The organism is Anabaena sphaerica FACHB-251, assembly GCF_014696825.1.
Taxonomy (GTDB): Bacteria; Cyanobacteriota; Cyanobacteriia; order Cyanobacteriales; family Nostocaceae; genus RDYJ01.
The window spans coordinates 609,203-632,658 of sequence record NZ_JACJQU010000001.1 but is presented as its reverse complement, the minus strand read 5'-3'; the positions used below and the strand labels follow the sequence as shown (position 1 = coordinate 632,658).

Genomic DNA, 23,456 nt, shown 5'->3' with positions numbered 1-23,456 from the left:
TAAGATTGTGCTAGAATAGATTTCGCTGTTAAATTTAAGTTGAGTGCCAAATAAAAAAGTAGTAAAAAATAAAACTTGAAAAGATTTAAAAAAAAATTTTCAAAACTACTTGCACAAAAAACACATTAATGGTGAAATAGACAAGGAGGTTTCGCCTCCAACATCTAAAACCCCTTGGGAGTGTGGCGGAATGGTAGACGCTACGGACTTAGAAAACTGAGCCTTGATAGAGAAATCTTTCAAGTGGAAGCTCTCAAATTCAGGGAAACCTAAATCTGTAATCGTATGTGAACAGATATGGCAATCCTGAGCCAAGCCCAGAAGCTTTAGAGTTGAGATTTGATTTTGGAATTAAACCCAAGATTCAAAATCCCAAAGTTAAAATTCCGGGAAGGTGCAGAGACTCGACGGGAGCTACCCTAACGTTAAGCCGAGGGTAAAGGGAGAGTCCAATTCTCAAAACCTAGAAGGTAGTAGTGAAAGCTGCAAGAGAATGAAAATCCGTTGACCTTAAACGGTCGTGGGGGTTCAAGTCCCCCCACTCCCATTATGAATAACATTAATTTTAGTCGGTGTAATAGCTTTAATTACACTGGCTTTTTTGCATTTTATCAATTACTTTTATTAATTACTCGCCTGTCACCCGTAAATATAGCTAAACCTGATTATAAAGCTTTATCAGTTTAATAATTTATATGAGAGAAAATTTTTGCTTTATACTTTCTTAACAATTAATTGAGAATTATTTTTATTTATTTACGGTATTGCAATATTTTCAGCCTTCTGGTATGATTTAATAGAATTTGTAAACTGCCCAAATATTACCTATTTTTAAGATTAATTTTTAGGCATCAGCTAGAAATGATTGCTATATTAAGACTTTCCGAAAAAGCAAAAAATCAACCATACAAAACTTAACCAATTAACCAGGGTTCAGAATAACAAATTTTCCCAAAAATTCAATGCTGTTATTTGAGGGTTACACTTTCTGGTATTGACAAATAAGACAAATTATGATATGTGCAACCCTTAAGTTTTCCATCTGCGTTTATCTGCGTGTATCCGCGTTCGATGTTGAGTACCTGTAACCTAGCTAGTAAAACGTTCATCGAGAGAAGCCAAAGCAGCACCAGCGGTTTCAGCCAAAATGCTAATGAGACGATAGAGAGCGATCGCACTTATTACCAAAGCAGAAGGAAAACGATTTTGTAATATTGCTATAGCTGTCGCTTCAAATACCCCCAAACCACCAGGCGCACCGGGAACAACCAACCCCAATACCCAAGCAAAACTAAAAGCACCTAATAATAAAGGAATTTGGCTCAAGTTTAACGAACCCAGAGCATACATAGTTAATATAAACCCAGTTCCACGCAATCCTAAAAAAATTAATTCACCCAACAAAGGACGTAGAGGATAACGTTCCAGACTTAAACTGCTAATAGACTGATTTTCTGGTTGTGAATTTTTGTTCTTTAAACGATATAAAAAGCGAATTGCTGGATTTAAAACCCAAGGATGAACAGCACCCAGCAGCACAACTAAACTGAGAAATTGCAGAATTTGTACCCAAATATTAGTATTATTAACTGCCAATTCACTACCAAATAAAACCACGGTCATCAAAGCCGCCGCAGTCATAAGTAATGGTTCTAGTAAAACGCTTAAAGTTGCCGCACCATTAGAAATATTAGCATTTTTAGCCGCTAAGATGCGCCCGTAATAATGCCAAACATTACCAGGTAAATACTTAGCAATATTTGTCTTTAAATAAACTTGGATAAATTCAGAAGCTGATACAGATTGATTTAACTCTTGCAACACCCAAGTCCATATCCAACCAGCCCAAATATGTGCAAGTAAAGTTACACCTGTAGCAATTGACAAAATTGCCCATCCGGCTGCATCAATACGGATAGAACTCACTTCTAGCCAATTATCCTTCAACGCTTTCCCTAAAAAAAACAGCGTTCCCCCCAAAATGAACCAGCGTAAAACTTTTTTCATTATTGTTTTTATTATTTGTGTAATTTAATCATCAAATTGGTCAAGATAATTATATTAAATAATATCTCTCTTGAGTTAGAGAAAATTGGTATTTTCTCAACAGTAAAATGTGACCTAAGCTAGAAGTGGATTTCATATTAAATACGTTAATCTTGTTAAAGGTTGTTCACATTAACAACTCAACCCATTGCCAAAAATATGTAAAAATTGGCTGTATAACTCGTAAAACTCCATAATTTGTCAACGAGTTAAACTGCGAGATCGGATAAGGAGGACTAAGTGAAAAGTTTGATTAATTTCGTCAAGAACCTGCAAATACGCCAAATTGTAACTATCTTTTTAGTTGGAATATTGTTGATAGTTAGCACGGCTTGTAGCGGAGTAAAGGCTCAAGGTGCAAATCCCCAAAATACACCTGTGCAAGCTGGTGGAGCAAATAATCCTTATAAGAGTGGTAGCAACGAATATACAAATTTGCGAATGTCTACCGACCCAAAAGTAACTACTGGAAGCAGCAATAAAAAAGATGACCAAGCTAGTTTACCCTTAAATTCGCAATTATTCCTAGCGGTAAATAAAGACTCAGAAATTCTTTATCCTGGTGCAGAAACACCTTTAGGTAGAGTTAAGAAAGAAGCTGAATTACCAATCATCACTGAAGAAAATTTCCAACATCCCGAACCAGGTGGTTTAATTCAGCGCGAACCTGATTTAAAAACTCGCATCCAAGACAGAATAGAAACTGTAACAGAAGCAGTGGAAAAAGCTTCAGGCTTTTTGAAAGAAACAGCAGATGAAGCCAGTGCTAGACCTGAATTGCAAAAAAATCCAGCCGTTGGCAGATAGATAGATAGACGTTCTTTAGTCAGTCGGAAAACTACAAGGAGAAGAATATGAAAAGACTAACTACTTTGTTGCAGAACCTGCGTCCATTGAAAATTTTAACGGTATTTTTGGCGGCAAGTTTTCTATTTTTAGTCCAAGCTTGTAATCGTCCTACTATAGCTGGACAACCGCCACAACCTTCGGCACAACCGCCGAATGAGAAAAGATATGATCCTACAAAAGATTATCCTATTTCTCCATATCAAGGAGGAATGAATAACTTTAGTGATGTAGATCCCAGATCAAAAGCAGCAGAAAAATCAGCCAGAGTTAGAGCCGATGAGCTAATAGAAAATGCTCAAAGAAATATTGAACGCAAGGGAATTGATAGTACAGAGCAATACGTTCGTAATTATCGTGAAGGAACACCTTTTGGTGAAAGGGTGAAAAACTTAGGTGAAGACGTGGGAAGTTCAGCCGAAGAATTGCGGGAAGGAGTCAGCAAGGGGACTCAAAGAGGGGTAGAAAATCTTCAGAGAAATGTTGGCAGTGGAGTCAAAGATTTAACCAAGAATGTACAACGTGGAACTGAAGATATTGGTAAAAATATTCAACGCCGAACCGAGGATACAGGAGACGCAATAAACAGGACTTTCAGAGAAGCAGATTGAAATTAAGATGATGATTTTAGGGCAGGCTTGACACCTGCCCTATTTTATTTTTGATTTTGTAAATACCAATTCTGTAGAGCCAATCGTTGAATTTCCCGCCAGGGAATATTATGTTTTCGTGCTAAGTCTGCACAATCTTCATATTCTGGCTGCACATTGGTAATGACTTTCTCTGCTGCTTGTCCTTTCCAGGCAACTTTCACACCCACTTTCCCATACGGGGTTTCTACTTTTTGAATTTCCCGTTGTAAGATAGCACGTTTTTGAGTAGTCCGCCGAATTCCTAAAGTAGTGGTCTCGCAAAATAAAATCTCTTCACAACTGGCTAAATGTGGTGGATGACAAATTACAGTTAATAAAAGCCCAGGGCGTGATTTTTTCATCCCTATACTTTGAGTAAAGACATCCACAGCACCAGCAGCAAATAAAGCATCAAAGACATAGCCGACAGCTTGGGGATTTAAGTCATCAATTTGGGTTTCTAGGACAGAAATTGTTTCTAAATTTGGGCTAGTATCGGCCAAATCTGAAATATTTGTGTTTTCATTTGCACTTTCACCGAGCCATAGCCGTAGTATATTGGGTATGGGTAAGTCGAGAGAACCTGCTCCTAGTCCCACTTGTTTGAGGGTAATTGGAGGTGGTGAACCAAAACTTCTGGCTAAGGTAGTGGCGATCGCTGCTCCTGTCGGTGTCACCAATTCTTTGTCAATGCCGTTGCTATAAACTGGACAACTTCGCATTTCCCACAACTTCAATACTGCGGGTACTGGTACTGGCATTTGTCCATGTGCAGCGCGAACAGTTCCCCCACCGGTCGGAAAAGGTGAGCAGTATATCAAGGGTAATCCCTCGTGATTGCTGTCGATACCCAACCAATCTAACCCCAAACAAGTACCGACAATATCCACAATCGCGTCTACAGCACCCACCTCATGAAAATGAACTTTTTCCGGTTCAATGCCATGTACTGCCCCTTCGGCCACGGCTAACTGGCGGAATACTGCTAAACTCCAAGCTTCTGCCTGTGATGGTAGGTTGGCTTTGAGAATTATCTCCTCTATTTCCGGTAGGTGACGGCCATGATGGTGAGAGTGTTCATGATGATGATGGTGGTGATGGTGACGTACTAAATCGACGTAAATTTTAGTAGCTTGCTGAGTTTGCCGATGGACAAGTTCTGCCCGTAATTGGTATTCCTGCTCAATTCCTAAACCATTGAGTTTTTCCACTAGATACTCTAGGGGAACACCCAGACTTACCAAGGAACCCAGACACATATCACCGGAAATTCCGGTTGGACATTGAAGATAAGCAATTTTATTCATAAATTAGTCATTGGTCATTGGTCATTAGTCATTAGTCATTGGCAAAACTTTACTACCGATTACCCATTATTACCCAGTCCCCAGTCTCCAGTCCCCAGTCCCCAATCCCCAATCCCCAGTGAGCATCTTTTATGGCCAAGATTTTTGCGATTCATCCTGATAATCCCCAAAACCGCCGTATAGAGGATATAAAGTTGGCGCTTTCTAGTGGCGCTATCATGCTCTACCCTACTGATACAGTCTATGCAATTGGTTGTGATTTGAATGCCAAGTCGGCGGTGGAAAGAGTGCGGCAAATTAAGCAGTTAGCAAATGATAAACCACTGACCTTTTTATGTCCTTCTCTTTCTAATGTGGCAACTTATGCCTTCGTAAGTGATACAGCCTATCGGATTATGAAGCGTTTGATACCAGGTCCCTACACTTTTTTGCTACCTGCTACCAAGTTAGTACCGCGACTGGTGCAAAGTCCCAAGCGAAAAACAACAGGAATTCGAGTGCCAAATCATAATGTATGTTTGGCATTGCTGGAAGCGTTAGGAAATCCGATTATTTCGACTTCGGCACATTTACCACCAAATGACACAGATGATGAAATACTGGGAATAGATTCAGAATCTATTCTGTCACGGGTAGAGCTATTTGACCGTTTGGATAACTTGGTTGACATTATTATAGAGACAGGTGAAGAACCTACTGTTCAAGTGTCCACCATTTTAGACTTGACGGATGAAGAACCAATAATTACACGGAGGGGGTTAGGTTGGGAAGCAGCAGCTGCTTGGGTATAATAATTAAGCTTTACAAATGCAACCCTCTGTTTCGCAAATTGTGATACATATACTCCAATTTTGAAATTGTCATACCAAAAGATGCTGGGATCACGGGAAAAGAGATGGCGGCAAATCTTGGCATTGCTAGGGTTTGGATTAATTGCCGCACCTTCTCAACACCGATATCTCACCTTTGATCTAGTTGCTGATCTCAAAAGCGACACACTTGACAAGCCCTTAACTTCTGAAATTTCCTACAGTCTTATATGTGAACAGTATCTGCGGCGAGTCTTGATGGATGTATGTCAGCAAGATTCTCCAGTGATGACTGGCCTTAAGTACTGTGTCTGCGTTTTAGTTAAGGTGCAATACCAATTCCAGGAAAAGTCATGAAAGCTAACCTCGTCAATCTGCCAAATTCTACACCTGCTTTTGATAGTGATGTTCCAATCGAAGATTTATCGGATACTAAATCTGATACTTTAATGCAACTTCTTTGTCAGGAAATGCAGACTCAAGTGAAAGCTTCAACTGGCTGTGTGCAAGCTGTAGCTAATCGCATAACTAAAGAAGTAGAACGCATTTGTGATAAAAGTTCCCGCATCCAAACTTCTGGGCAAGTAAGGTCTTGGCAGATTACTTTAGCAAGACACCGTTTACAAAAGTGTCTACGTTACTATCAATTGGGTTCACGACAAGGACGGGTGGAATTACATAGCAGTTTAGGTGCTATTGTTTATCGCCACGTTACAGTTGCTGGCTCAGAATTAGGTTTTGAAGCTCGTTACAATCTGATTGAAGATTTTCTCCAAGCTTTTTATATCGAAGCGATTAAGGCTTTTCGCAGGGAAAATGAACTGCCTGAAGATTATACACCGCGTACTCAACTACAATTAGCTGAGTATATGGCTTTTACAGAGCAGTATGCTAAACGTCGGATTAATTTACCTGGTGGTGCTAATCAACAGTTGATTGTGTTACGCGCTCAAGGTTTTGCTCGTCGTCAACCCCAAGAAACGACTGTAGATATTGAAATGGCTGTGGATTCTGCTAAGACTGAAGAGGCAGAATCTTATCAACGCAATTTAGCGGTGCAACAAATTAGGTCGCAAATGGTTGCTAAACCTAATTTTGATCCCTCTGAGGAGTCGGAACGCGATCGCGTGATTACGGAGTTGATGAAATATCTGGAGTCTCAAGGCCAATCTGACTGTATGAATTATCTATCGTTGAAACTCCAAGACCTATCAGCACCAGAAATTGACCAAATTCTAGGCTTAACTAGCCGTCAGCGCGATTATTTGCAACAACGCTTTAAGTATCACGTCGAGAAGTTTGCTAAACAACACCACTGGCAATTGGTACATCAATGGTTAGGTGCTGGTTTAGAACATAAGTTGGGTTTATCTTCTCAGCAGTGGGATACTTTCTGGAATCAACTGACTGAACAGCAACAGCAAATCTTTAAGTTAAAAACTGCTTTGGAAAATGATCAGGCGATCGCTAAAGCTGTACAATGTACCCCGAAACAGCTACAAAAACGCTGGACTCAAATGCTAGAATTAGCCTGGGCTATCCGCAATGGTCATGCTGAAGTTAAGACCTGCTGAAGCTAAGGTGAAATTGCTAAATTTATCTGAATACCTGACCACCTTATACACCTGTTCCTACAAAATAACCATCTCCTCTATTTCTCCCCCAAGAACGGGAGAATTAGAGAAGTAGTTATCTCAATTAAAAATTAAAAATTATTTAAATTAAAAAATATTTAAATTTTATTCATCGACGCACCTCGTCAAATCCCCAAAACCCTATATTTTTCGTTGAGATGTGTCGATTGCTTACTAGGTAAGGCTTTTAGGTATGTACTTTACGATTTTTTTGCCTACAACGAGATCCCCGACTTCTGAGATGATAAATGTCAATCAATGACAAATCAAAAAAGAAGTCGGGGATCTTTTTCAAATCTTTTTTGTCAGAATCAGGATTTACACCATCAAAAAAAATCATTAATTAATATCTTCTAAATCCTTAAATCCTGGATATCATGATTCTGACAACCTCTAATAAGAAGTTACTAAAACCTCACTAATATTACCCCGCTTATTAGCATTAGAATTAATCGATCTCGCAGCGGAAATCCGATAAATATTAAACTCATGATAAAGATCACGAGTAAATTCACAATCAGAATTAGAAAGCATAACTTTCACTCCACGTTTAGCTAACTCCGCAAATACATCTCTTAATTGAATTTGCTGAATTTCACCAAAAGCATAGGTACTATAAGCTGTAAAATAGCTTGTTCCACTTAGAGGATAATATGGGGGATCAAAAAAGACAAAATCATTACTGTTTATCGCAGAATTCAAAACCTCTGTAAAATCTGCGTGTTTAATTTCAGCTTTATAAAGGGCTTTTGATGCAATTCGCAATACATCTTCCTGACAAATACCAGGATTTTGATATCTACCCAATGGCACATTAAATTTACCTTGAGAATTGACTCGATAAAGACCATTAAAACAAGTCTTGTTCAGATAAATAAATCGAGCAGCTTTTTCTAAATTCGTGCCTTCAGGATAGGAACGCACATCATAATAATAATCTCGCTCATGTTGCTGTTTATGTTTTTGTAGAAGTTCAATTAATCCTTCAACATTATCTCTAACACAGCGATAAGTAGTAATTAAATCAGCATTAATATCAGTTAAAACTGCTTTAGTTGGTTGCAGATGAAAAAAAACAGCCCCTCCACCTAAAAAGGGTTCATAGTAAGTCTGGTAATTGGTAGGAAAATATTCCTTATATTGCGGAATTAACCTACTTTTACCCCCCGCCCACTTTAAAAAGGGACGTGGGCAAGTTTCTTTGGGGATTTGACTGATCATGTACTTATAATTTGACTAAAACTCAGCTACTAAGCCACTAAAAAATAAAACCAATATAACCAACAAATCATATTTTATATGAATTGCTCAATTTTTAGCCCTATAGATTACAATTAAGTTAAATAAGCACCTGAAAACAAACTACAGTTTATAACAAGGCAGTCTATATTCAAATGTTTGACGGATTTTGGGATAACGTATTTCGCTACCCCCGGTACTTAATCACTATCGTCTTAGGTCTTTTTCTGAATACCTTTGAGCCATTAATGCCAATGTTGAAACGCCCAGCCACCTTAATAGCCCTTTTAGGCTTATTTGCTGGTGGTCTGGTTTTTCTGACGCTCACTGTTCGGGCGATGCTGGGCTTGAGTACAATCTAAACTAGGACTTACTTTACAGGGTCTAATCTTAAGTGGACTCGCTGAACCAAGAATCTCCGTGGCTACCCTTCGGGAACGCTAAGGGCAAACAGCCTGGAGAGTGTCAATTCGTACAACCTCTGTGAGAAGGCGGAATTTATATGGCTACAAATCGCCGCGTTTCCCGCGTTGCTGAATTAATTAAACGGGAAATTAGCCAGTTGTTGCTCAACGGTATTAAAGATGACCGTGTGGGTACAGGAATGGTAAGTGTCACCGATGTAGATGTTTCCGGTGACTTGCAACACGCCAAAATCTTCGTCAGTATTTATGGGACAGAGGAAGCTAAGGCTGAAACAATGGCGGGTTTAAAGTCAGCAACTGGTTATGTCCGCAGTGAACTAGGTGCTAGGGTAAGGCTTCGTCGCACGCCAGAAGTGATATTTGTTGAAGATCGCTCTCTAGAACGAGGTACTAAAGTGCTGAGTTTATTAAACCAACTCAAGCAGGAGCGTCCACCAGAAAGCAAGGAAAAAGATGAGGAAGATATTCCCGAATAATTAACTCAAAGTTAACTTATTCTACAACCTGAACTGTGATAGGGGCGAAGCACAATGCTAAACCCCTGCTCAATCATGCTGACAAAAATCTTGGTGAAAGAGCTTATATACTGTATAAAGTATGACAAAATTAACAAATTGATAGCAGTAATAACAGTACAGGTTAAAAAATTGTTAACAGATGATGCCAATAAAACTTAGTAGTGTAATTTAGCCATTGTAACTTGCGGTAGTTTATACCCTATTATCACTCCGAGATTGCAGATCTATGATTTTTTGGAAAAACCAATCACAGTTAGGCTAGAAAAGGCTTTACAGTGATTATTTGGAATATAAATAATATTTTTCTTATACATAACATCAGAAAATACTAGATTAAATTGTGACTATAGGTATATAGATAACAGACTTTTTAACCTGTTAATAGTAGCTGCAAGATATTCCGAGTTAGCCCAGTTAACAAGCCGGGGATTCACAATCTGAAGCGGAGTTAGTATTTATGTTATCTTTCCTTGACAAACTTAACATTTCTTTAGATAATTTACAGGTGTGTAGCGTCAAAATGATAATAGTTCCGTATAGCAAACTACAAAACCTAGCCACAGGTCTAAATTATTGCCATTTTCGTTCCTGATAATAATTGGGAATACTATCTAAATGTAAATTTGTGAGTAAAAACAATGAGTGTGAATACGGTGCCTTCTATCAATTACTACTCTCTAGACGTAATCCAGGACGAAGCACGCCGACTGGTGCAGAAGGGAATGGTTAGCCGTCAACAACCAATATATACACTGTGCCAATACATCCCAGCCAGAGAGTGGGTTTGCGTTGAATGTGAATTGGAAAAATGTGACTTCTTATTGCGCGATCGCATTGGGGATTTAATTGGTCGTGAAGAATGGGATAACGACTAATCAAGGGTTGGTTTTGGATTGGGAGTTGATTTATAAGTAATATTTCTCTGTCCATCATCTTTTATTAACCATGAACACAGAATAATTACAGTCTGAATTTATACTACTTTTCCAGTGATCGATATTGATGATGGCCCACGCCTACACATCGTGATTTTGAATAAGTAGTCATTATTTTATTAATACTTGTCCAGAGTTCATAACTTTGGATAAGTATATTTTTTGGTATTAGTCATTAGTCATTAGACCTCTCCGGAAATATGGTAGAGACGTTCCGCCGGAACGTCTCTACAAGGGTTTCAAACCACGCACATTTAATTACCGGAGATGTCTATTGGTCATTGGTCATTGGTCAATAGGGAAATTTCCCAGTCCCCATTCCCCAGTCCCCAGTCCCCAGTCCCCATTCCCCAGTCCCCAGTCCCCAGTCCCCAGTCCCCAGTCCCCAGTCCCCAGTCCCCAGTCCCCAGTCCCCTATCCCACTTGTTCTAAATACTGGTTAATATCTTCAATAATGCGAGTCAGTTCAGCTTCTGTAGTCAAGCGAATACCAACATTGCGGATAGTCAGCAGAACTTTGGCTGCAAAAGGAGTAGGCCAAATATTGGGATTGCAGAAAACTTCTAAAAATACCTCTCCTGTGTAGCGATACTCTAAAGGAGGTTGGGGAGTGACTTTACCACTACCTGGGGTGGGTTTAGCCGCAACAGCTTTGAGACTCAGCATCAATTGATCGATTGCTGCTTTTAATTCTCGTGCTGCTTGGGCTGAAAAACTAAAGGAGATAGAACCATCACCCAGGTTAAGTGTCAGAGGGGTAGAAGACATAGAGCTTTGTGATTAAAACTTCTTGGTAATTACTTATCTTACTGGATGGGGAGAAATCAATTCATAATTCATAATTCATAATTGATAATTCCTGTTAAGAGTTCCCTGTTCCTACAACAAGAATACCGATGGGATCACAGATTTTTTATTTTTACAGAATGCTCACGCTATTGATGATAATAATAGTCTGTTAGAAGTAATGATATTACCTAAATGAATCGGGGTTGTAGCTGATTTTAGTTAAAATAAATCTCAAGAAATTGGTAGTAAATTTAGAGATTATCGAGAGATTTATTCCTTACTATGTAAGACTTTGATACATTTAATTTGTATTTATTTGTTATTGAGCATTTACAGTAGAAGTCATAGAACATCATGTGATAAATTTTTTATGACTTACGATAACCGCGCCGAAGTACGAAAGGTTTTAATTATTACCCTGCTACTCAATTTATTCGTGATGGGGTTAAAAGCATTTGTGGGGTACTCAACAGGTTCTCTAAGTTTGTTGGCTGATGCCTTACATAGTGTTACAGATAGCGCCAATAACGTTTTAGGATTGATAGCTAGTAAGTTTTCTTCACCGTTACCAGATCGGGAGCATCCCTACGGACATCATAAATTTGAAGCTGTGGGTGCTTTAGGGATAGCCGCTTTTTTAGGAATAGCCTGTTTTGAAATTCTCCAAGGAGCTATTGAACGAATTCTGAAAGGTAGTTCACCTGTGAAAATATCAGCTTCTGAGTTGTGGTTATTACTAATTGTGCTAGGGGTAAATATTTTTGTAGCCTTTTATGAACGTAATGTTGGTAGACGGGTAGGTAGTTCAATTTTAATTGCTGATGCTACACATACGATGAGTGATGTTTGGGTGACTATCTCTGTGCTGGGAGGGTTAATAGGGATTTGGTGGCTAAATTTTCAATGGCTAGATGTGGTGTTAGCTTTTCCGGTGGCTTTGTTGGTATTTTGGAGTGGTTGGTCAGTTTTAAAGGAGAATTTACCTTGGTTGGTAGATCAAATGGCGATCGCTCCTGAAGCTATTCATGCGATCGCAGTTTCTGTTCCTGGTGTGATTAATTGTCATGATATTGCTTCTCGTGGTGTTCTTGGCCGCCAAGTTTTTATAGAAATGCACTTAATAGTAGACGCACCAGATGTAGAAACTGCTCACCGTATTACCGAAGAAGTAGAAAGTCAACTAGAAGCAAAGTTTAGTCCCGTGAGAATTGTAATTCACATTGAGCCACCAGCATACAAATCTGAAAGTATTAGCTTTGAAAATAGAGTAAACTAGAATATTTTCCAGATATTTTAATTCCTCCACTTCCAGGATTAACACTTAGAAAATGTGACTAAATTGGCGATAATTTCTACTAATTCACTAGGTTCAACAGGTTTAGCTATATGTCTCTGAAAGCCAGCTTCTAAGGCGTGAACACGGTCTTCACTATCTGCGTAAGCAGTTAAAGCAACAGCCGGAACTTGTCCACCTTCATTTGCTGAGAGCAATCGCACTTTGCGAATAAAAGTATAGCCATCTTCACCAGGCATAGCAATATCACATATCAAAGCATCTGGGTTGAAATGCGGTAATATTTCCAGGGCTAGTGCTGCTGATGGAACTGCTTTAACACTGGCTCCTTCTAGTTCTAATACCGCTGTAATGTAGCAGCAGCTATCATCATTATCATCAACCACAAGAATGCGTAAGCCAGTCAGAGGGAGATCAGTTTCCATAATATCTCCATTGGTGTTGGGAATTGAAGAAATATCCTCAAAGAACTTATTTTGCTATTCGCTTTCACCATCCATACCAATGGTAATTTTACTGTGACAAATGTAATTTGTTACGATTTGGTTCATCAATTAGTAAAAGCCAGCATTATTAACAATTAACCGGAAAAGCAAGAGCATAGTTACTATTTTAGATTTTTTTTTATCCGTTTGCCCCAAAACGGATAGATGATAACAGTTAGTTAAGTTAAATTTACAAAAGTACAAAGAGGCAGCGGCGAGTCTTAATTGCGATTAGTGCTAAGTAAGTGGGCGTTAAAAAATATAATATAAACCTAACCCCCCAACCCCCTTCCCTGCTAGGGAAGGGGGAGTCAAAGCCTCTCTCCTGGTAGGGGAGAGGTTTGGAGAGAGGTTTTATATTTAATTGTGCCAAGTTACTTACTTTCACCATTAAATTGCCGATTTAGACCTGGGACTGGGGAGAAAGAGGGAAAATAGGCTAAGAAGGATGAATATTTATCTTTCTTCTGCCTCCTGCCTATTCCCTATTCCCTATTCCCACTCAATGGTTCCAGGTGGCTTGGAGGTGATGTCATAAACTACACGATTAACGCCTTTTACCTCGTTGACAATCCTGTTAGAAATTGCCTCTAGGACATCGTAAGGTACACGCGCCCAGTCAGCTGTCATGCCATCTTCACTCGTAACAATCCGTAAAACTATGGGGTAAGCATAGGTACGTTTATCACCCATTACGCCGACACTACGAATCGGTAATAATACTGCGAAGGCTTGCCAATAGTCATGATACAAGCCACGCTGATTGATTTCTTGGCGGACAATCAAATCAGCATCGCGTAAAATATTTAACTTTTCGGCGTTAACTTCGCCTAAAATACGAATTGCTAAACCAGGACCAGGGAAAGGTTGTCTTTGGACAATTTCTTCTGGTAAACCAATTGAACGTCCTACTTTACGGACTTCATCCTTAAAGAGTTTCCGTAATGGTTCTACTAATTTAAATCTCAAGTCTTTGGGTAAACCACCGACATTGTGATGACTCTTGATTTTCACCGCGACTCGTTCACCGGTTTTGGGGTCAACGTTAGTATCAGCAGATTCGATCACATCGGGATAAAGAGTACCTTGAGCTAAATAATCAAAGTGACCTAGCTGTTTGGATGTTTCTTCAAAGACACTGATAAACTCATGGCCGATGCGACGGCGTTTTTCTTCGGGGTCGGTGATACCGGCAATAGCATCAATAAAGCGATCGCGTGCATTGACATACTCTACCGGAATATGAAACTGTTCTTTGAACAATTTCAGCAACCTTTCTGGCTCTAATTTCCGCATAAAGCCTTGGTCGATAAACACACAAGTTAGCTGTTCACCAATGGCTTTATATAGCAAAAATGCCAAGGTTGAAGAATCTACACCGCCAGAAAGTGCCAATAATACCCGCTTATCACCGACTCTAGCGCGAATTTCCCGAATTGACTCTTCTACAAAAGCTGCTGTTGTCCAGGTGGGTTCACAATCGCAGATGTGGTAAACAAAGTTACGAATTAATGCTAAACCACCCAGAGAATGTACTACTTCTGGATGGAACTGTACACCATAAAGTTTCTTGTCGTGGTCAGCAATAGCAGCACAGGGAGTATTTTCTGTATGTGCCAGTAACTCAAATCCCGGTGGCATTTTGGCGACAGAGTCTCCATGACTCATCCACATTGTTGTCCCATCTTCAACATTAGTAAGCAAGTCTGTGGGGTCATCTATATATAATGATGCTTTACCATATTCACCTCGTTCAGCTTTGGTGACTTCTCCTCCCAGCTGGTTTACCATCAGCTGCATCCCATAGCATACTCCTAAGATGGGGATACCCAATTTCCAGATTTCTGGATCACAATGGGGAGCATGATCACTATATACTGAATTTGGTCCACCAGAGAAAATAATCCCTTTGGGATTGAGTTGGCGTAACTGTTCCGCTGTGGTGCGATAGGAAAGAACTTCAGAATATACTTGAGTCTCGCGGATACGCCGAGCAATCAGTTCGGAATATTGAGAACCAAAGTCTAAAATAACAATCATTTGGCGATTAAGCTGCCTCAAATTTTCTTGGGTTTGAGGTGCTTGTTCGGTTGGTAGAGTCACCGCTGTATTCATGATGGCAAAAGTGTGTCTTTGAGAATGAAAACGTGAATTACCATTTCCGGCTGTTTAGGCTAGTAATGGTGTAAAAACCTCTTTAAAAACCTAAATATATAGACGCAACTGGTGTCGCGTCTGTTGAGCCGATAAATTTGGCTTGTTATTAAAAGCAAATCACTCTAAAGTGGGTACACAAAAAATTATTTATGTGATTTATTGATGATAATTTATAATAAGTTAACATAATTTTCCCATCAACATACAACCAGTTTTACTCTTAACGATTATTTGGCGATCGCGATCAAAGAGAACAGAACCACAGACTGTTGTGGCTGTACCCCGGTTGCTATGGCTTTTAATGTATTCTTGAGAGCGTGCATCAATAGTTTCGGCAATGCGGCTATAAACTTGTTTACTCCAATCACAACCTGTAGCATAATCGAGCGATCTCAGGTGTTGTAATGCTGATTCTGCTGTGGGGCTGTGAAATACTACCTCTATATCTGAAGATTTTAAACCCAACATGGCGCAATGGGCTGCTAAAATTTCCCGTCGGCCATCCGCTAAGTGATGATGGGTGTGAAAAATTCCCCCTGCCAATTTCATCAGCTTACCGTGATAACCAAACAATAAAATTTCTTTAACCCCTAAAATATCAGCTTCCACTAACAAAGGTCCTAACCAATTAGCAGTTTTCACTAATTGTTGGCAATTTATCCCTAGTTTTGCTGCTAAATCTAAGCCGTTTTCCCCAATACAGAAAACTAAACTTTCAAACCGACTAGCTTTTGCTTGTAAATCGCTGCGGAAAGCTGTTAGCTGATCGGGTGTACTCAAAGGTTGAGAAATACCTGTTGTGCCTAATAAAGAAAGTCCTTCGACTACTCCAAAAGCAGAATTGGAAGTACGCACTGCGAGCGATCGCCCTTCGGGTAAAATAATCCTCACCGTGATTTTTTCCCCCGGCGCTAGGAGTCGCTGCAAATTCTCCGTTAACAACTTTTGAGCATAACTATAAATCGCTGCGTTGCCTTCCCCATTTAATTGCTTACCAATTCCCTCCCCTCCCTGAATAATTACTGTTTCTTCATCTCCCTCGTTCCATGCCACCATTGCCCAAATCGGCGTATTTCTAGTCAAATCCAGATTATCACCCGGATCACTGCGGGTAATAGCCAAAGCAGCATTTTCAGATAATCCTGCTACCTGCTCAATCGGTATTTCTGCTAATTGTGAAGGTGAAATCAAATCTATCGAAGTTACAGTCAAGGGTTGACGATGACGCAACCAATGTAAAGCCGCCACAGCAGCAGCACAAGCAAAAACGGGGAGAGTGTATCCAGAACGGGACATAGGGAGCAGGGGAGCAGGGGAGCATGAAGTCAGTCAAGCAGGAACCCTGACGCTGACCGGGGGAGCAGAAGAGAAATATTGTCTTTCTCTGGCCTTTTGCCTCTGTTGACTAACAATTTAGAGACCAACTTCTGAAAGTAGAACTTGCATATCTGTCCAAGAAATTCCTTGTTGAATATAACGGGGTGATTCAGGATTATAAGGACTGGCTATGCGGTCAATAGCCACAATTATCGCATCATCTGGGAACACAGGTACATCTGGATCAAAAGCAGTGGAGCGCATCAAAGAACTAGAAAATCCCTTGAAAACGGCGATTTTGTCTTGTTCATCAGCGATATTTATTGTCACTATTAGGACTTCTTGAGGTCGTTTGACCGTGTATTGTTCTAGCCGTTTACCAATGAAATTATTCATCAAGAGAATACTGTACAAGTTAGTTGAGTATTTGCATTACTAACATTAACTAGACAATTAAACAGCATATTTTATCTTTTTTTTATTGTGTTGCTGATCTTCCTTGCTTACCTAGTTTTACAAATACAAAATAGCTTAGATAAACCACATAAATTACTAATCCAATCATGCCCAAAAAGCCTAGAAAAGCTGGTTTGCTATTATGATGAAAATAGTCTTTAAACATTAATGGTCCTTCCAACCAGACGCTACAGCCAGGATTTTTCAGAGCATTTTCTGAGAAAGCACAACCCAAAAAAGGTGCAAAGCCAACTATGCCTAAAATGCAATAAATAGTCATTGCCCAGCGCCAAGATGTGAAAATCAATTTTAAGGGACTTTTGGGTTGATAATCAATTTCATCGTTAATATCAACCCAGAACCATAAGGAAATGGGAATCAGGATACGAGCCATTAAACCAGAGATAAAACTAATTCCCAAACCGCCCATCATTAAGTAAACTGTGATGGCTAATAAACTTGCTACCCGCCAGTAAATTATTAGCAAGCGTTGTATGCCGTCTACTTTTTGTACAAATGCCCAAATCAGAAGAATGAGAGGAATAATTAATGTAAATAATAATGCTAATCTATAGTCCATCCAGACGTAGGGGCGAAACCAAACTTGTGGCATAGCGTTTGTTAGTTAATAAGTAAATTACTTCTGCAAGTCTTGCAGAATTCGTGTTCAATAGTGAGCGGACGTTGATCTACTTGGGGAGCCACCCCGGTGGGTGGGTCTCCCGACTTGAAGAAAGTGGCGTGAAACACTCATACCGCACTGCCTTCTCCTGACTCCTGAATTCTTTATTGATAAGCAGATCAACATAATTAAACATAAAACTGTCAAGCGATAGAACCCCAACTTCTCAAAGAAGTCGGGGATCTGGGTATTACGTTTCTTTAGGTTGAGATACTTAAAAGGTATTAGCTCAATTTCTAGTCTTCGTAAACCCGACACTCATCTGCTTCTGGGTTGGCATCACAGTATTGTTCTAAAGAGTTTTTGGGCTTGGTTTGACGCTGGTGGGAAGCTTCCGCTTGTAATTCTTCGACGGCATCCCAAGCAGCAGCACATTCTGCGGAGTTGCCACCTGAAACATCACAGACAGTACGAGCTTGTTCAATCTCTTCTTGGATTTGCTCTTGGATGGTGTTTGCTTTTTCTTGAATGTTGGTCATTACGTTAATCTCGTTATGTGTTGTTTATACCAGTGTAGAAAAAATCAAAAATTGCAGTTTTTGGTTTATTGTTCGCTTACTATTCTAACCACTGAGTTGCCCAGTTAGGCTTCGACCCTGATAATCGATCACTAATACAGCAAATTACCACATCTATACTGTGTTCTTCTTGATGTTTTAAGATTTGGCGGCAATATGACTACAGAAAAAGAATCATAGTTCCAAAAAGCATAGACAAACTTCTGTATAAGTTTTAATGGCCGCAAAAAAACTTAACCAGTTGCGATGTAGTCCTAATAATACTTGTTGGGATACTTTAGCAGGCAAAGCTTGATATGGTTCTGTTGATTTTAATTGTTGCGCTAAACAATTGTAATCGAGATATTTTTGAGCAAGAATAAAGCTTTGGCGGATGTGGAAGTTAGCATAATTGTAGAGGTTTTTGGCAGCAAAACATAACTGATCAATCTCCTGATAATGGGGATGATTTCGTTGAATGATATGCCGTTCGACCAACTGCATAGACTAGCTTACCAAAAGTAAAAACATGATTATATATACTAACATTTTTCCGTATTTGTGTCAATAAATTTATGCTAATTCTCTGGCTTTAGGTTTGCTCTATCCCCATCTATTAGCTATTTGTCTATGGATGGGGCGAAGTTTTACAATACAATATATTTAATATTTAAATGAATATAGTAGTAAGTAGCCGCCCCATTTAGCTGCTTGAGATGATCAGGGCAATAGTAGGGGGTGGAGAAAGGCCTGCTTGCTGTGTCAACTCTGATAGGATGCAATATTCCCTGGATAAGACAAACTACTAGCCTCAACACAAAGAGAAGCCCAGAAATCATGGCAGACCAAATGCAGTGGGCAAATGCCCTATCAACCCATCATTCTTTAGAAGCAGCTGTTACAGATGTAGTGCAACAAGCTGTTTCATCTTTAACAGCACCTGCGGATCTAGGGCTGGTATTCATTTCGTCTGCTTTTACAAGTGAGTATTCCCGACTTTTACCGCTGCTGGCAGAAAAACTTTCAGTACGTGTGCTGATTGGTTGTAGTGCTGCTGGTGTAGTTGGTAAGACATCAGAAAGCCAAACTCAAGAAATAGAAGCCGAACCAGCCATCAGCTTGACTTTGGCTCATCTCCCTGGTGTGGATATTCGCGCTTTTCATATTCTGGGAGATCAGTTACCTGATTCAGATAGTTCACCAAATGCTTGGATTGATTTAGTGGGTGTGCCACCATCACCAGTACCGCAGTTTATTTTGTTGTCTAGTGCTTTTTCTTCAGGAACTAATGATCTGTTGCAGGGGTTAGATTTTGCTTATCCTGGTTCGGTGATTGTGGGGGGACAGGCCAGCGGTGGATTTGTGAGCGATCGCATTGCCTTATTTTGTAATGATCGCCTTTATCGTCAGGGTACGGTGGGTTTGGCTTTGAGTGGTGATATTGTGCTGGAAACCATTGTCGCCCAAGGATGCCGACCAATTGGTGAACCATTACAGGTGACTAAAGCTGAACGCAATATTATTTTGGAGTTGGATGAACAAGTTCCTTTGGTAGTGTTGCGGAATTTGATTGGGACTCTGAGCGAACAGGACAAGATGCTGGCACAGCATTCTCTGTTTGTGGGTTTGGCAATGAATGAGTTTAAGCTTTCTTTAGAGCAGGGTGATTTTCTCATTCGTAATTTGCTGGGAGTAGATCCATCTGCTGGGGCGATCGCGATTGGCGATCGCGTGCGTCCTGGTCAAAGGTTACAATTCCACCTGCGTGATGCTCAGGCCTCAGCAGAAGACCTAGAATTGTTCTTACAAGAGTATCAAGCCCAAAACAGCAATCAATCTTCTCCTTCAGCGGCTTTGATGTTCAGTTGTGTGGGACGTGGTGCTGGACTCTACGGTAAACCAAATTTTGATTCACAGCTATTTAGCCTTTACCTCAAAGACATCCCGATGGGAGGTTGTTTCTGTGGTGGTGAAATTGGTCCTGTCAGCGGCAGAACTTTCCTACACGGTTATACTTCAGTTTTTGCAATTTGTAAAAGAAGGGAACAGGGAATAGGGAACAGGGAACAGGGAATAGGGAATAGGGAATAGGGAATAGGGAACAGGGGAAGTAGGGAAAGATTAATAACCCAATGCCCAATGCCCAATGCCCAATGCCCAATGCTCAATGCCCAATGCCCAATCACCAATCACCAATCCCCAATTAAAAGTCTACTGTTGTTATCAATTGAGGCAGGATAACCAGTATGAGTAATTGCGCCATATTTTTGAATGTAGCGGCGGACTTCTAGGGGAAAGTCAGGGTAGTCTAGAACTCCATCCCCATCGGCTATAGTTGCCCAAAAATCGCGCAAATCGGGAGCTAGTTTTTTCGCTTGTGCTAAGGGTAGGTTTAAGGGGGGTAAGGTTAGTAACTTGACAACGAAGGGAAATGAGCGATCGCCCATCCATTCTCTTGATGACTGCTGCAAGTTGGGGAAATCGGGTACTGATTCCACGCGATGAGAGACAATTTGTAACCATTCCCTACCTAGATGATCTCGTTCAAATTCTAGGACACGATAAGGATGGGGATAGCTAACTAATGAACCAGTGGTAATATCATAGACTCCATCTGCACAGGCTACATCCTGAACGTGCAAATGTCCGGTAAATACTAATCTCACTCCATGTTTACGTAGTAAAATTAAAAGCTCTGGCGCATTTTCTAACATATAGCGATTTGCCATGGGGTGATTTGATTGATTGGGCAAATGCTCAACAACGTTGTGATGTACCATAACAAGAACTAATTCATCACCCATTGCTGCTAGTTCTGCTTCTAACCACTGGAGTTGCTGGTTATCTAAACGCCCTATCTGATTACCCTGGTCATCAAACGAGTTAGAATTTAAACCAATCAGCCTGACTCCTGGCAGTAGTTGACAATTGTAATAAAGTTGCTGTGGGTTTTCATAACCAAACTTGCGGTAATAATGGGGAAAATCTGCAAAAGCGATTGATTGCTCATTTGCCATCAATACGGGAACATCATGATTACCAGGAACAACATAGGCTGGAAAAGGTAGCTGAGATAACCTTTTTGCCAACCAAGCATGATTTTCAGGTTCACCGTGTTGGGTTAAGTCTCCGGGAATCAAGAGAAAATCTAAATCAAGTTGTTTTAAATGTTCTAATACGCTTTCAAAAGCTGCGATACTGACTTCCACCAGATGAAATCGGCTGGGATGATCCCAAATTGTATGGGGTAGTGCAGTGTGTAAGTCACTAACTATGGCAAAGCGAAAGTTGAGATCCATTGATTTAAGAAAATGTTAAAACGAAAAGTGCAAATGCAAATAGTCTTTTTACCAAAGTATACCTCTTGCTTTGTCTGACTGCGTAATAACAGTTAGACTTAATATTTGTATACATTTATGTTTAAATTTTTTTACCCAAATTTCACCTAAAGGAGTGTTCATTATGCCGTTGATTCGAGTGCGTCAGCACGTTAACCCACTAGCGAGAAAGTTTCAAACCCCGGTTGATCCCCTAGAATGGGAAAAAGTTTATACAGAGGCAAATCAACCGCTACATTTAGATATTGGTTGTGCTAGGGGCAGGTTTTTACTCCAGATGGCACAGGTAGAACCGAAGTGGAATTTTTTAGGTTTGGAAATTAGAGAACCTTTGGTTGTAGAGGCTAATAGGTTGGGTTGTGAGTTAGGTTTAAAAAATTTGCATTATTTATTTTGTAATGTAAATAATTCTTTAGCACCGATTTTATCTACTTTACAATCTGGAATTTTACAGCGAGTAACAATTCAATTTCCTGATCCTTGGTTTAAAACTCGTCATGCAAAACGGCGTGTAGTGCAACCAGAATTAGTGGAAGAATTAGCTAATTATTTGGCTGTGGGTGGGGTTGTATTTCTGCAATCTGATATGGAATTTATTGCTGTGGAAATGTGCGATCGCTTTAAAGAACATCCGGCATTTGAAAAGATGGGTACAGAGAAATGGTTAGCAGAAAATCCGCTCCCAGTTCCTACAGAACGAGAAATAGCAACGCAAAAGAAGGGTGAACCTGTTTATCGGGCTTTGTTTGTGAAGCGAGAAAGCAGGGAATAGGGAATAGAGGAAGAATTACCCAATTACCAAAGTACCGAAGCTCCAAAAATTTAAATTTTCATCAATGGTAAAGTCACTGTAAACGTTGTCCCAACGCCAACCTGACTATCAACTAAAATTTCACCACCATGAGCCTCAACACACTTTTTTACAATCGCTAAACCCATACCTGTACCGGAAATACTGCCGACATTTTCCCCCCGATGAAAAGGAACAAATAGTTGGCTTTGGTCTCTTTTAGAAATGCCAATTCCCCAATCTTGAATTTTGAAAGTGACTGTTTTATCTTGTCGAATTAATTCAAACTTGACTTTGCTTTCAGGATGGGAATATTTAATGGCGTTATTCAGCAAATTTCCTAAAATGTGCCTTAACAAGCCTTCATCCCAAAGGCTGTGGCTAAAGTCTCCCAAGCTGGTAAATTCTATGAGTATGTGTTTTTCTAAAGCAGTTAAATGAATATCTTCTAGTATTTGGTGACAAAAGGCTTCTAAATCTAGCTGGCTAAGTTGACTTTGTAATTTACCAGAATCGGCTTTACCAATGAATGTAACTTCATCCAATAATTGCGCCATGTTTTTGATAGCGGAACGAATCATTTGTAAATGATTAAATTTTTTCTCTTTGGTTAATTTGTCATCGTTGTTTTGCAGCAAGCCCGCAGCCAAGAGAATAGTATTCAATGGATTACGAATGTCATGGGAAAGCATGGAGACAAATTCAGATTTAAACTGATATAGTTCTTGAGCTTTCTCTAGTTGAGCAGTTCTTTCTTCTACTCTATTTTCTAATGTTTGATTGACTGTACGCAATTGTTCTAAAACCTGTTTTCTGGCGATCGCATACTGTACCGAGCGAACTAAAACATCTGGATTTACTTGCCTTTTAACTAAATAATCTTGCGCTCCCTGTCGCACGGCTTCTATGGCTAATTCTTCATCATTTGTATTAGTGAGAACGACAATCGGTGTGCTAGGGGCTTGGGATATTAGCAAGGGTAGGGATGATAATCCTTGACTGTCAGGTAAAGTTAAATCCAACAAAATTACATCATAAGTTTGCTGATTTAATTCATGAAATGCGTCTCGTAATCTTTGGACATGAACTAAACTAAATTCTTTAGATTGGGCTTGCTTCAGAAACTCTTGTAACAACCTAGCTTCCGCCAAGTTGTCTTCAATCAACAAGATTTTTACTAAGCAGGTTGCAGCCATCATGTTCAGGAGTTTAAGGAGGCAGGAGGCAGGAGGCAGGAGGCAGGAGGCAGGAAGCAGGGGA

General features: G+C 39.9%; 24 protein-coding genes. 11 read left to right on the top strand and 13 right to left on the bottom strand.

Translation table 11 applies throughout. From position 1 onward, the window contains the following. Positions 1-549 precede the first annotated feature (549 nt). Complete coding sequence (locus H6G06_RS02800) at positions 550-687, top strand: hypothetical protein (protein ID WP_190556835.1); 138 nt, start codon at positions 550-552, stop codon at positions 685-687. Positions 688-1,089: 402 nt separating this feature from the next. Here the strand turns inward: H6G06_RS02800 and H6G06_RS02795 are convergent, their stop codons facing one another. Further along, on the bottom strand, positions 1,090-2,007 hold the full coding sequence (locus H6G06_RS02795) for a lysylphosphatidylglycerol synthase domain-containing protein (RefSeq protein WP_190556833.1): 918 nt from the start codon (positions 2,005-2,007) through the stop codon (positions 1,090-1,092). Between the two features lie 279 nt (positions 2,008-2,286). Between H6G06_RS02795 and H6G06_RS02790 the strand changes: the two genes are divergently transcribed. Both H6G06_RS02790 and H6G06_RS02785 read left to right on the top strand, forming a co-directional pair. Beyond that, positions 2,287-2,853, top strand: a complete 567-nt coding sequence (locus tag H6G06_RS02790; RefSeq protein WP_190556832.1) for a DUF6658 family protein — start codon at positions 2,287-2,289, stop codon at positions 2,851-2,853. 47 nt (positions 2,854-2,900) lie between these two features. Then, positions 2,901-3,503: a hypothetical protein gene (locus H6G06_RS02785; protein ID WP_190556831.1), complete on the top strand. Its 603-nt coding sequence runs from the start codon at positions 2,901-2,903 to the stop codon at positions 3,501-3,503. Between the two features lie 44 nt (positions 3,504-3,547). On the opposite strand, the gene larC is transcribed toward H6G06_RS02785, so the two are convergent. Next, positions 3,548-4,831: a nickel pincer cofactor biosynthesis protein LarC gene (gene larC, locus H6G06_RS02780; RefSeq protein ID WP_190556830.1), complete on the bottom strand. Its 1,284-nt coding sequence runs from the start codon at positions 4,829-4,831 to the stop codon at positions 3,548-3,550. A gap of 131 nt (positions 4,832-4,962) precedes the next feature. On the opposite strand from larC, the gene H6G06_RS02775 reads away from it, so the two are divergent. Beyond that, positions 4,963-5,622, top strand: a complete 660-nt coding sequence (locus H6G06_RS02775; protein WP_190556828.1) for an L-threonylcarbamoyladenylate synthase — start codon at positions 4,963-4,965, stop codon at positions 5,620-5,622. Positions 5,623-5,993: 371 nt separating this feature from the next. After that, positions 5,994-7,214 (top strand): HetZ-related protein, encoded by a 1,221-nt coding sequence (locus H6G06_RS02770; RefSeq protein ID WP_190556826.1) that lies wholly within the window; start codon positions 5,994-5,996, stop codon positions 7,212-7,214. A gap of 453 nt (positions 7,215-7,667) precedes the next feature. Here the strand turns inward: H6G06_RS02770 and H6G06_RS02765 are convergent, their stop codons facing one another. Then, on the bottom strand, positions 7,668-8,495 hold the full coding sequence (locus tag H6G06_RS02765; RefSeq protein ID WP_190556824.1) for a DNA adenine methylase: 828 nt from the start codon (positions 8,493-8,495) through the stop codon (positions 7,668-7,670). Between the two features lie 173 nt (positions 8,496-8,668). On the opposite strand from H6G06_RS02765, the gene H6G06_RS02760 reads away from it, so the two are divergent. From H6G06_RS02760 to H6G06_RS02750, 3 genes are all read left to right on the top strand, one after another. Beyond that, on the top strand, positions 8,669-8,875 hold the full coding sequence (locus H6G06_RS02760) for a DUF751 family protein (protein WP_190556822.1): 207 nt from the start codon (positions 8,669-8,671) through the stop codon (positions 8,873-8,875). A gap of 140 nt (positions 8,876-9,015) precedes the next feature. After that, positions 9,016-9,414 carry a 30S ribosome-binding factor RbfA gene (gene rbfA / locus H6G06_RS02755; RefSeq protein ID WP_190556820.1) on the top strand — a complete coding sequence of 133 codons (399 nt, stop codon included), beginning with the start codon at positions 9,016-9,018 and terminating at the stop codon, positions 9,412-9,414. Between the two features lie 680 nt (positions 9,415-10,094). Next, a complete protein-coding gene (locus tag H6G06_RS02750) occupies positions 10,095-10,331 on the top strand; it encodes a DUF4327 family protein (protein WP_096537447.1) in 237 nt (78 codons plus the stop codon). A gap of 474 nt (positions 10,332-10,805) precedes the next feature. Here H6G06_RS02750 and H6G06_RS02745 read toward each other — a convergent pair whose 3' ends face one another. Then, complete coding sequence (locus H6G06_RS02745; RefSeq protein ID WP_190556819.1) at positions 10,806-11,159, bottom strand: hypothetical protein; 354 nt, start codon at positions 11,157-11,159, stop codon at positions 10,806-10,808. Positions 11,160-11,550: 391 nt separating this feature from the next. Between H6G06_RS02745 and cdf31 the strand changes: the two genes are divergently transcribed. After that, positions 11,551-12,456 carry a CDF family zinc efflux transporter Cdf31 gene (gene cdf31, locus H6G06_RS02740; RefSeq protein ID WP_190556817.1) on the top strand — a complete coding sequence of 302 codons (906 nt, stop codon included), beginning with the start codon at positions 11,551-11,553 and terminating at the stop codon, positions 12,454-12,456. 38 nt (positions 12,457-12,494) lie between these two features. Here cdf31 and H6G06_RS02735 read toward each other — a convergent pair whose 3' ends face one another. From H6G06_RS02735 to H6G06_RS02705, 7 genes are all read right to left on the bottom strand, one after another. Further along, positions 12,495-12,899 (bottom strand): response regulator, encoded by a 405-nt coding sequence (locus H6G06_RS02735; RefSeq protein ID WP_190556815.1) that lies wholly within the window; start codon positions 12,897-12,899, stop codon positions 12,495-12,497. 552 nt (positions 12,900-13,451) lie between these two features. Continuing rightward, positions 13,452-15,074 carry a glutamine-hydrolyzing GMP synthase gene (gene guaA / locus H6G06_RS02730; RefSeq protein WP_190556813.1) on the bottom strand — a complete coding sequence of 541 codons (1,623 nt, stop codon included), beginning with the start codon at positions 15,072-15,074 and terminating at the stop codon, positions 13,452-13,454. Positions 15,075-15,296: 222 nt separating this feature from the next. Next, the gene (gene cbiD, locus H6G06_RS02725; protein WP_190556812.1) at positions 15,297-16,412 is read right to left on the bottom strand and encodes a cobalt-precorrin-5B (C(1))-methyltransferase CbiD; all 1,116 of its coding nucleotides are present in this window, start codon (positions 16,410-16,412) and stop codon (positions 15,297-15,299) included. Between the two features lie 117 nt (positions 16,413-16,529). After that, positions 16,530-16,829, bottom strand: coding sequence for a DUF7734 family protein (locus H6G06_RS02720; RefSeq protein WP_190556810.1), 300 nt, complete (start codon positions 16,827-16,829; stop codon positions 16,530-16,532). 82 nt (positions 16,830-16,911) lie between these two features. Continuing rightward, positions 16,912-17,502: a DUF3177 family protein gene (locus tag H6G06_RS02715; RefSeq protein ID WP_190556808.1), complete on the bottom strand. Its 591-nt coding sequence runs from the start codon at positions 17,500-17,502 to the stop codon at positions 16,912-16,914. 305 nt (positions 17,503-17,807) lie between these two features. Next, positions 17,808-18,050, bottom strand: coding sequence for a Calvin cycle protein CP12 (locus H6G06_RS02710; protein WP_190556806.1), 243 nt, complete (start codon positions 18,048-18,050; stop codon positions 17,808-17,810). 213 nt (positions 18,051-18,263) lie between these two features. Then, the gene (locus tag H6G06_RS02705; RefSeq protein ID WP_242039574.1) at positions 18,264-18,572 is read right to left on the bottom strand and encodes a hypothetical protein; all 309 of its coding nucleotides are present in this window, start codon (positions 18,570-18,572) and stop codon (positions 18,264-18,266) included. 333 nt (positions 18,573-18,905) lie between these two features. Here H6G06_RS02705 and H6G06_RS02700 point away from each other — a divergent pair, with 333 nt between their 5' ends. Continuing rightward, positions 18,906-20,159: an FIST signal transduction protein gene (locus H6G06_RS02700; RefSeq protein WP_190556804.1), complete on the top strand. Its 1,254-nt coding sequence runs from the start codon at positions 18,906-18,908 to the stop codon at positions 20,157-20,159. 98 nt (positions 20,160-20,257) lie between these two features. On the opposite strand, the gene H6G06_RS02695 is transcribed toward H6G06_RS02700, so the two are convergent. Continuing rightward, positions 20,258-21,367 (bottom strand): metallophosphoesterase family protein, encoded by a 1,110-nt coding sequence (locus tag H6G06_RS02695; RefSeq protein WP_190556802.1) that lies wholly within the window; start codon positions 21,365-21,367, stop codon positions 20,258-20,260. Positions 21,368-21,530: 163 nt separating this feature from the next. Between H6G06_RS02695 and trmB the strand changes: the two genes are divergently transcribed. After that, entirely contained in the window at positions 21,531-22,178 is a 648-nt protein-coding gene (trmB, locus tag H6G06_RS02690) for a tRNA (guanosine(46)-N7)-methyltransferase TrmB (RefSeq protein ID WP_190556800.1), read from the top strand. 50 nt (positions 22,179-22,228) lie between these two features. Here the strand turns inward: trmB and H6G06_RS02685 are convergent, their stop codons facing one another. Continuing rightward, complete coding sequence (locus H6G06_RS02685; protein ID WP_190556798.1) at positions 22,229-23,395, bottom strand: hybrid sensor histidine kinase/response regulator; 1,167 nt, start codon at positions 23,393-23,395, stop codon at positions 22,229-22,231. Positions 23,396-23,456: the final 61 nt, after the last annotated feature.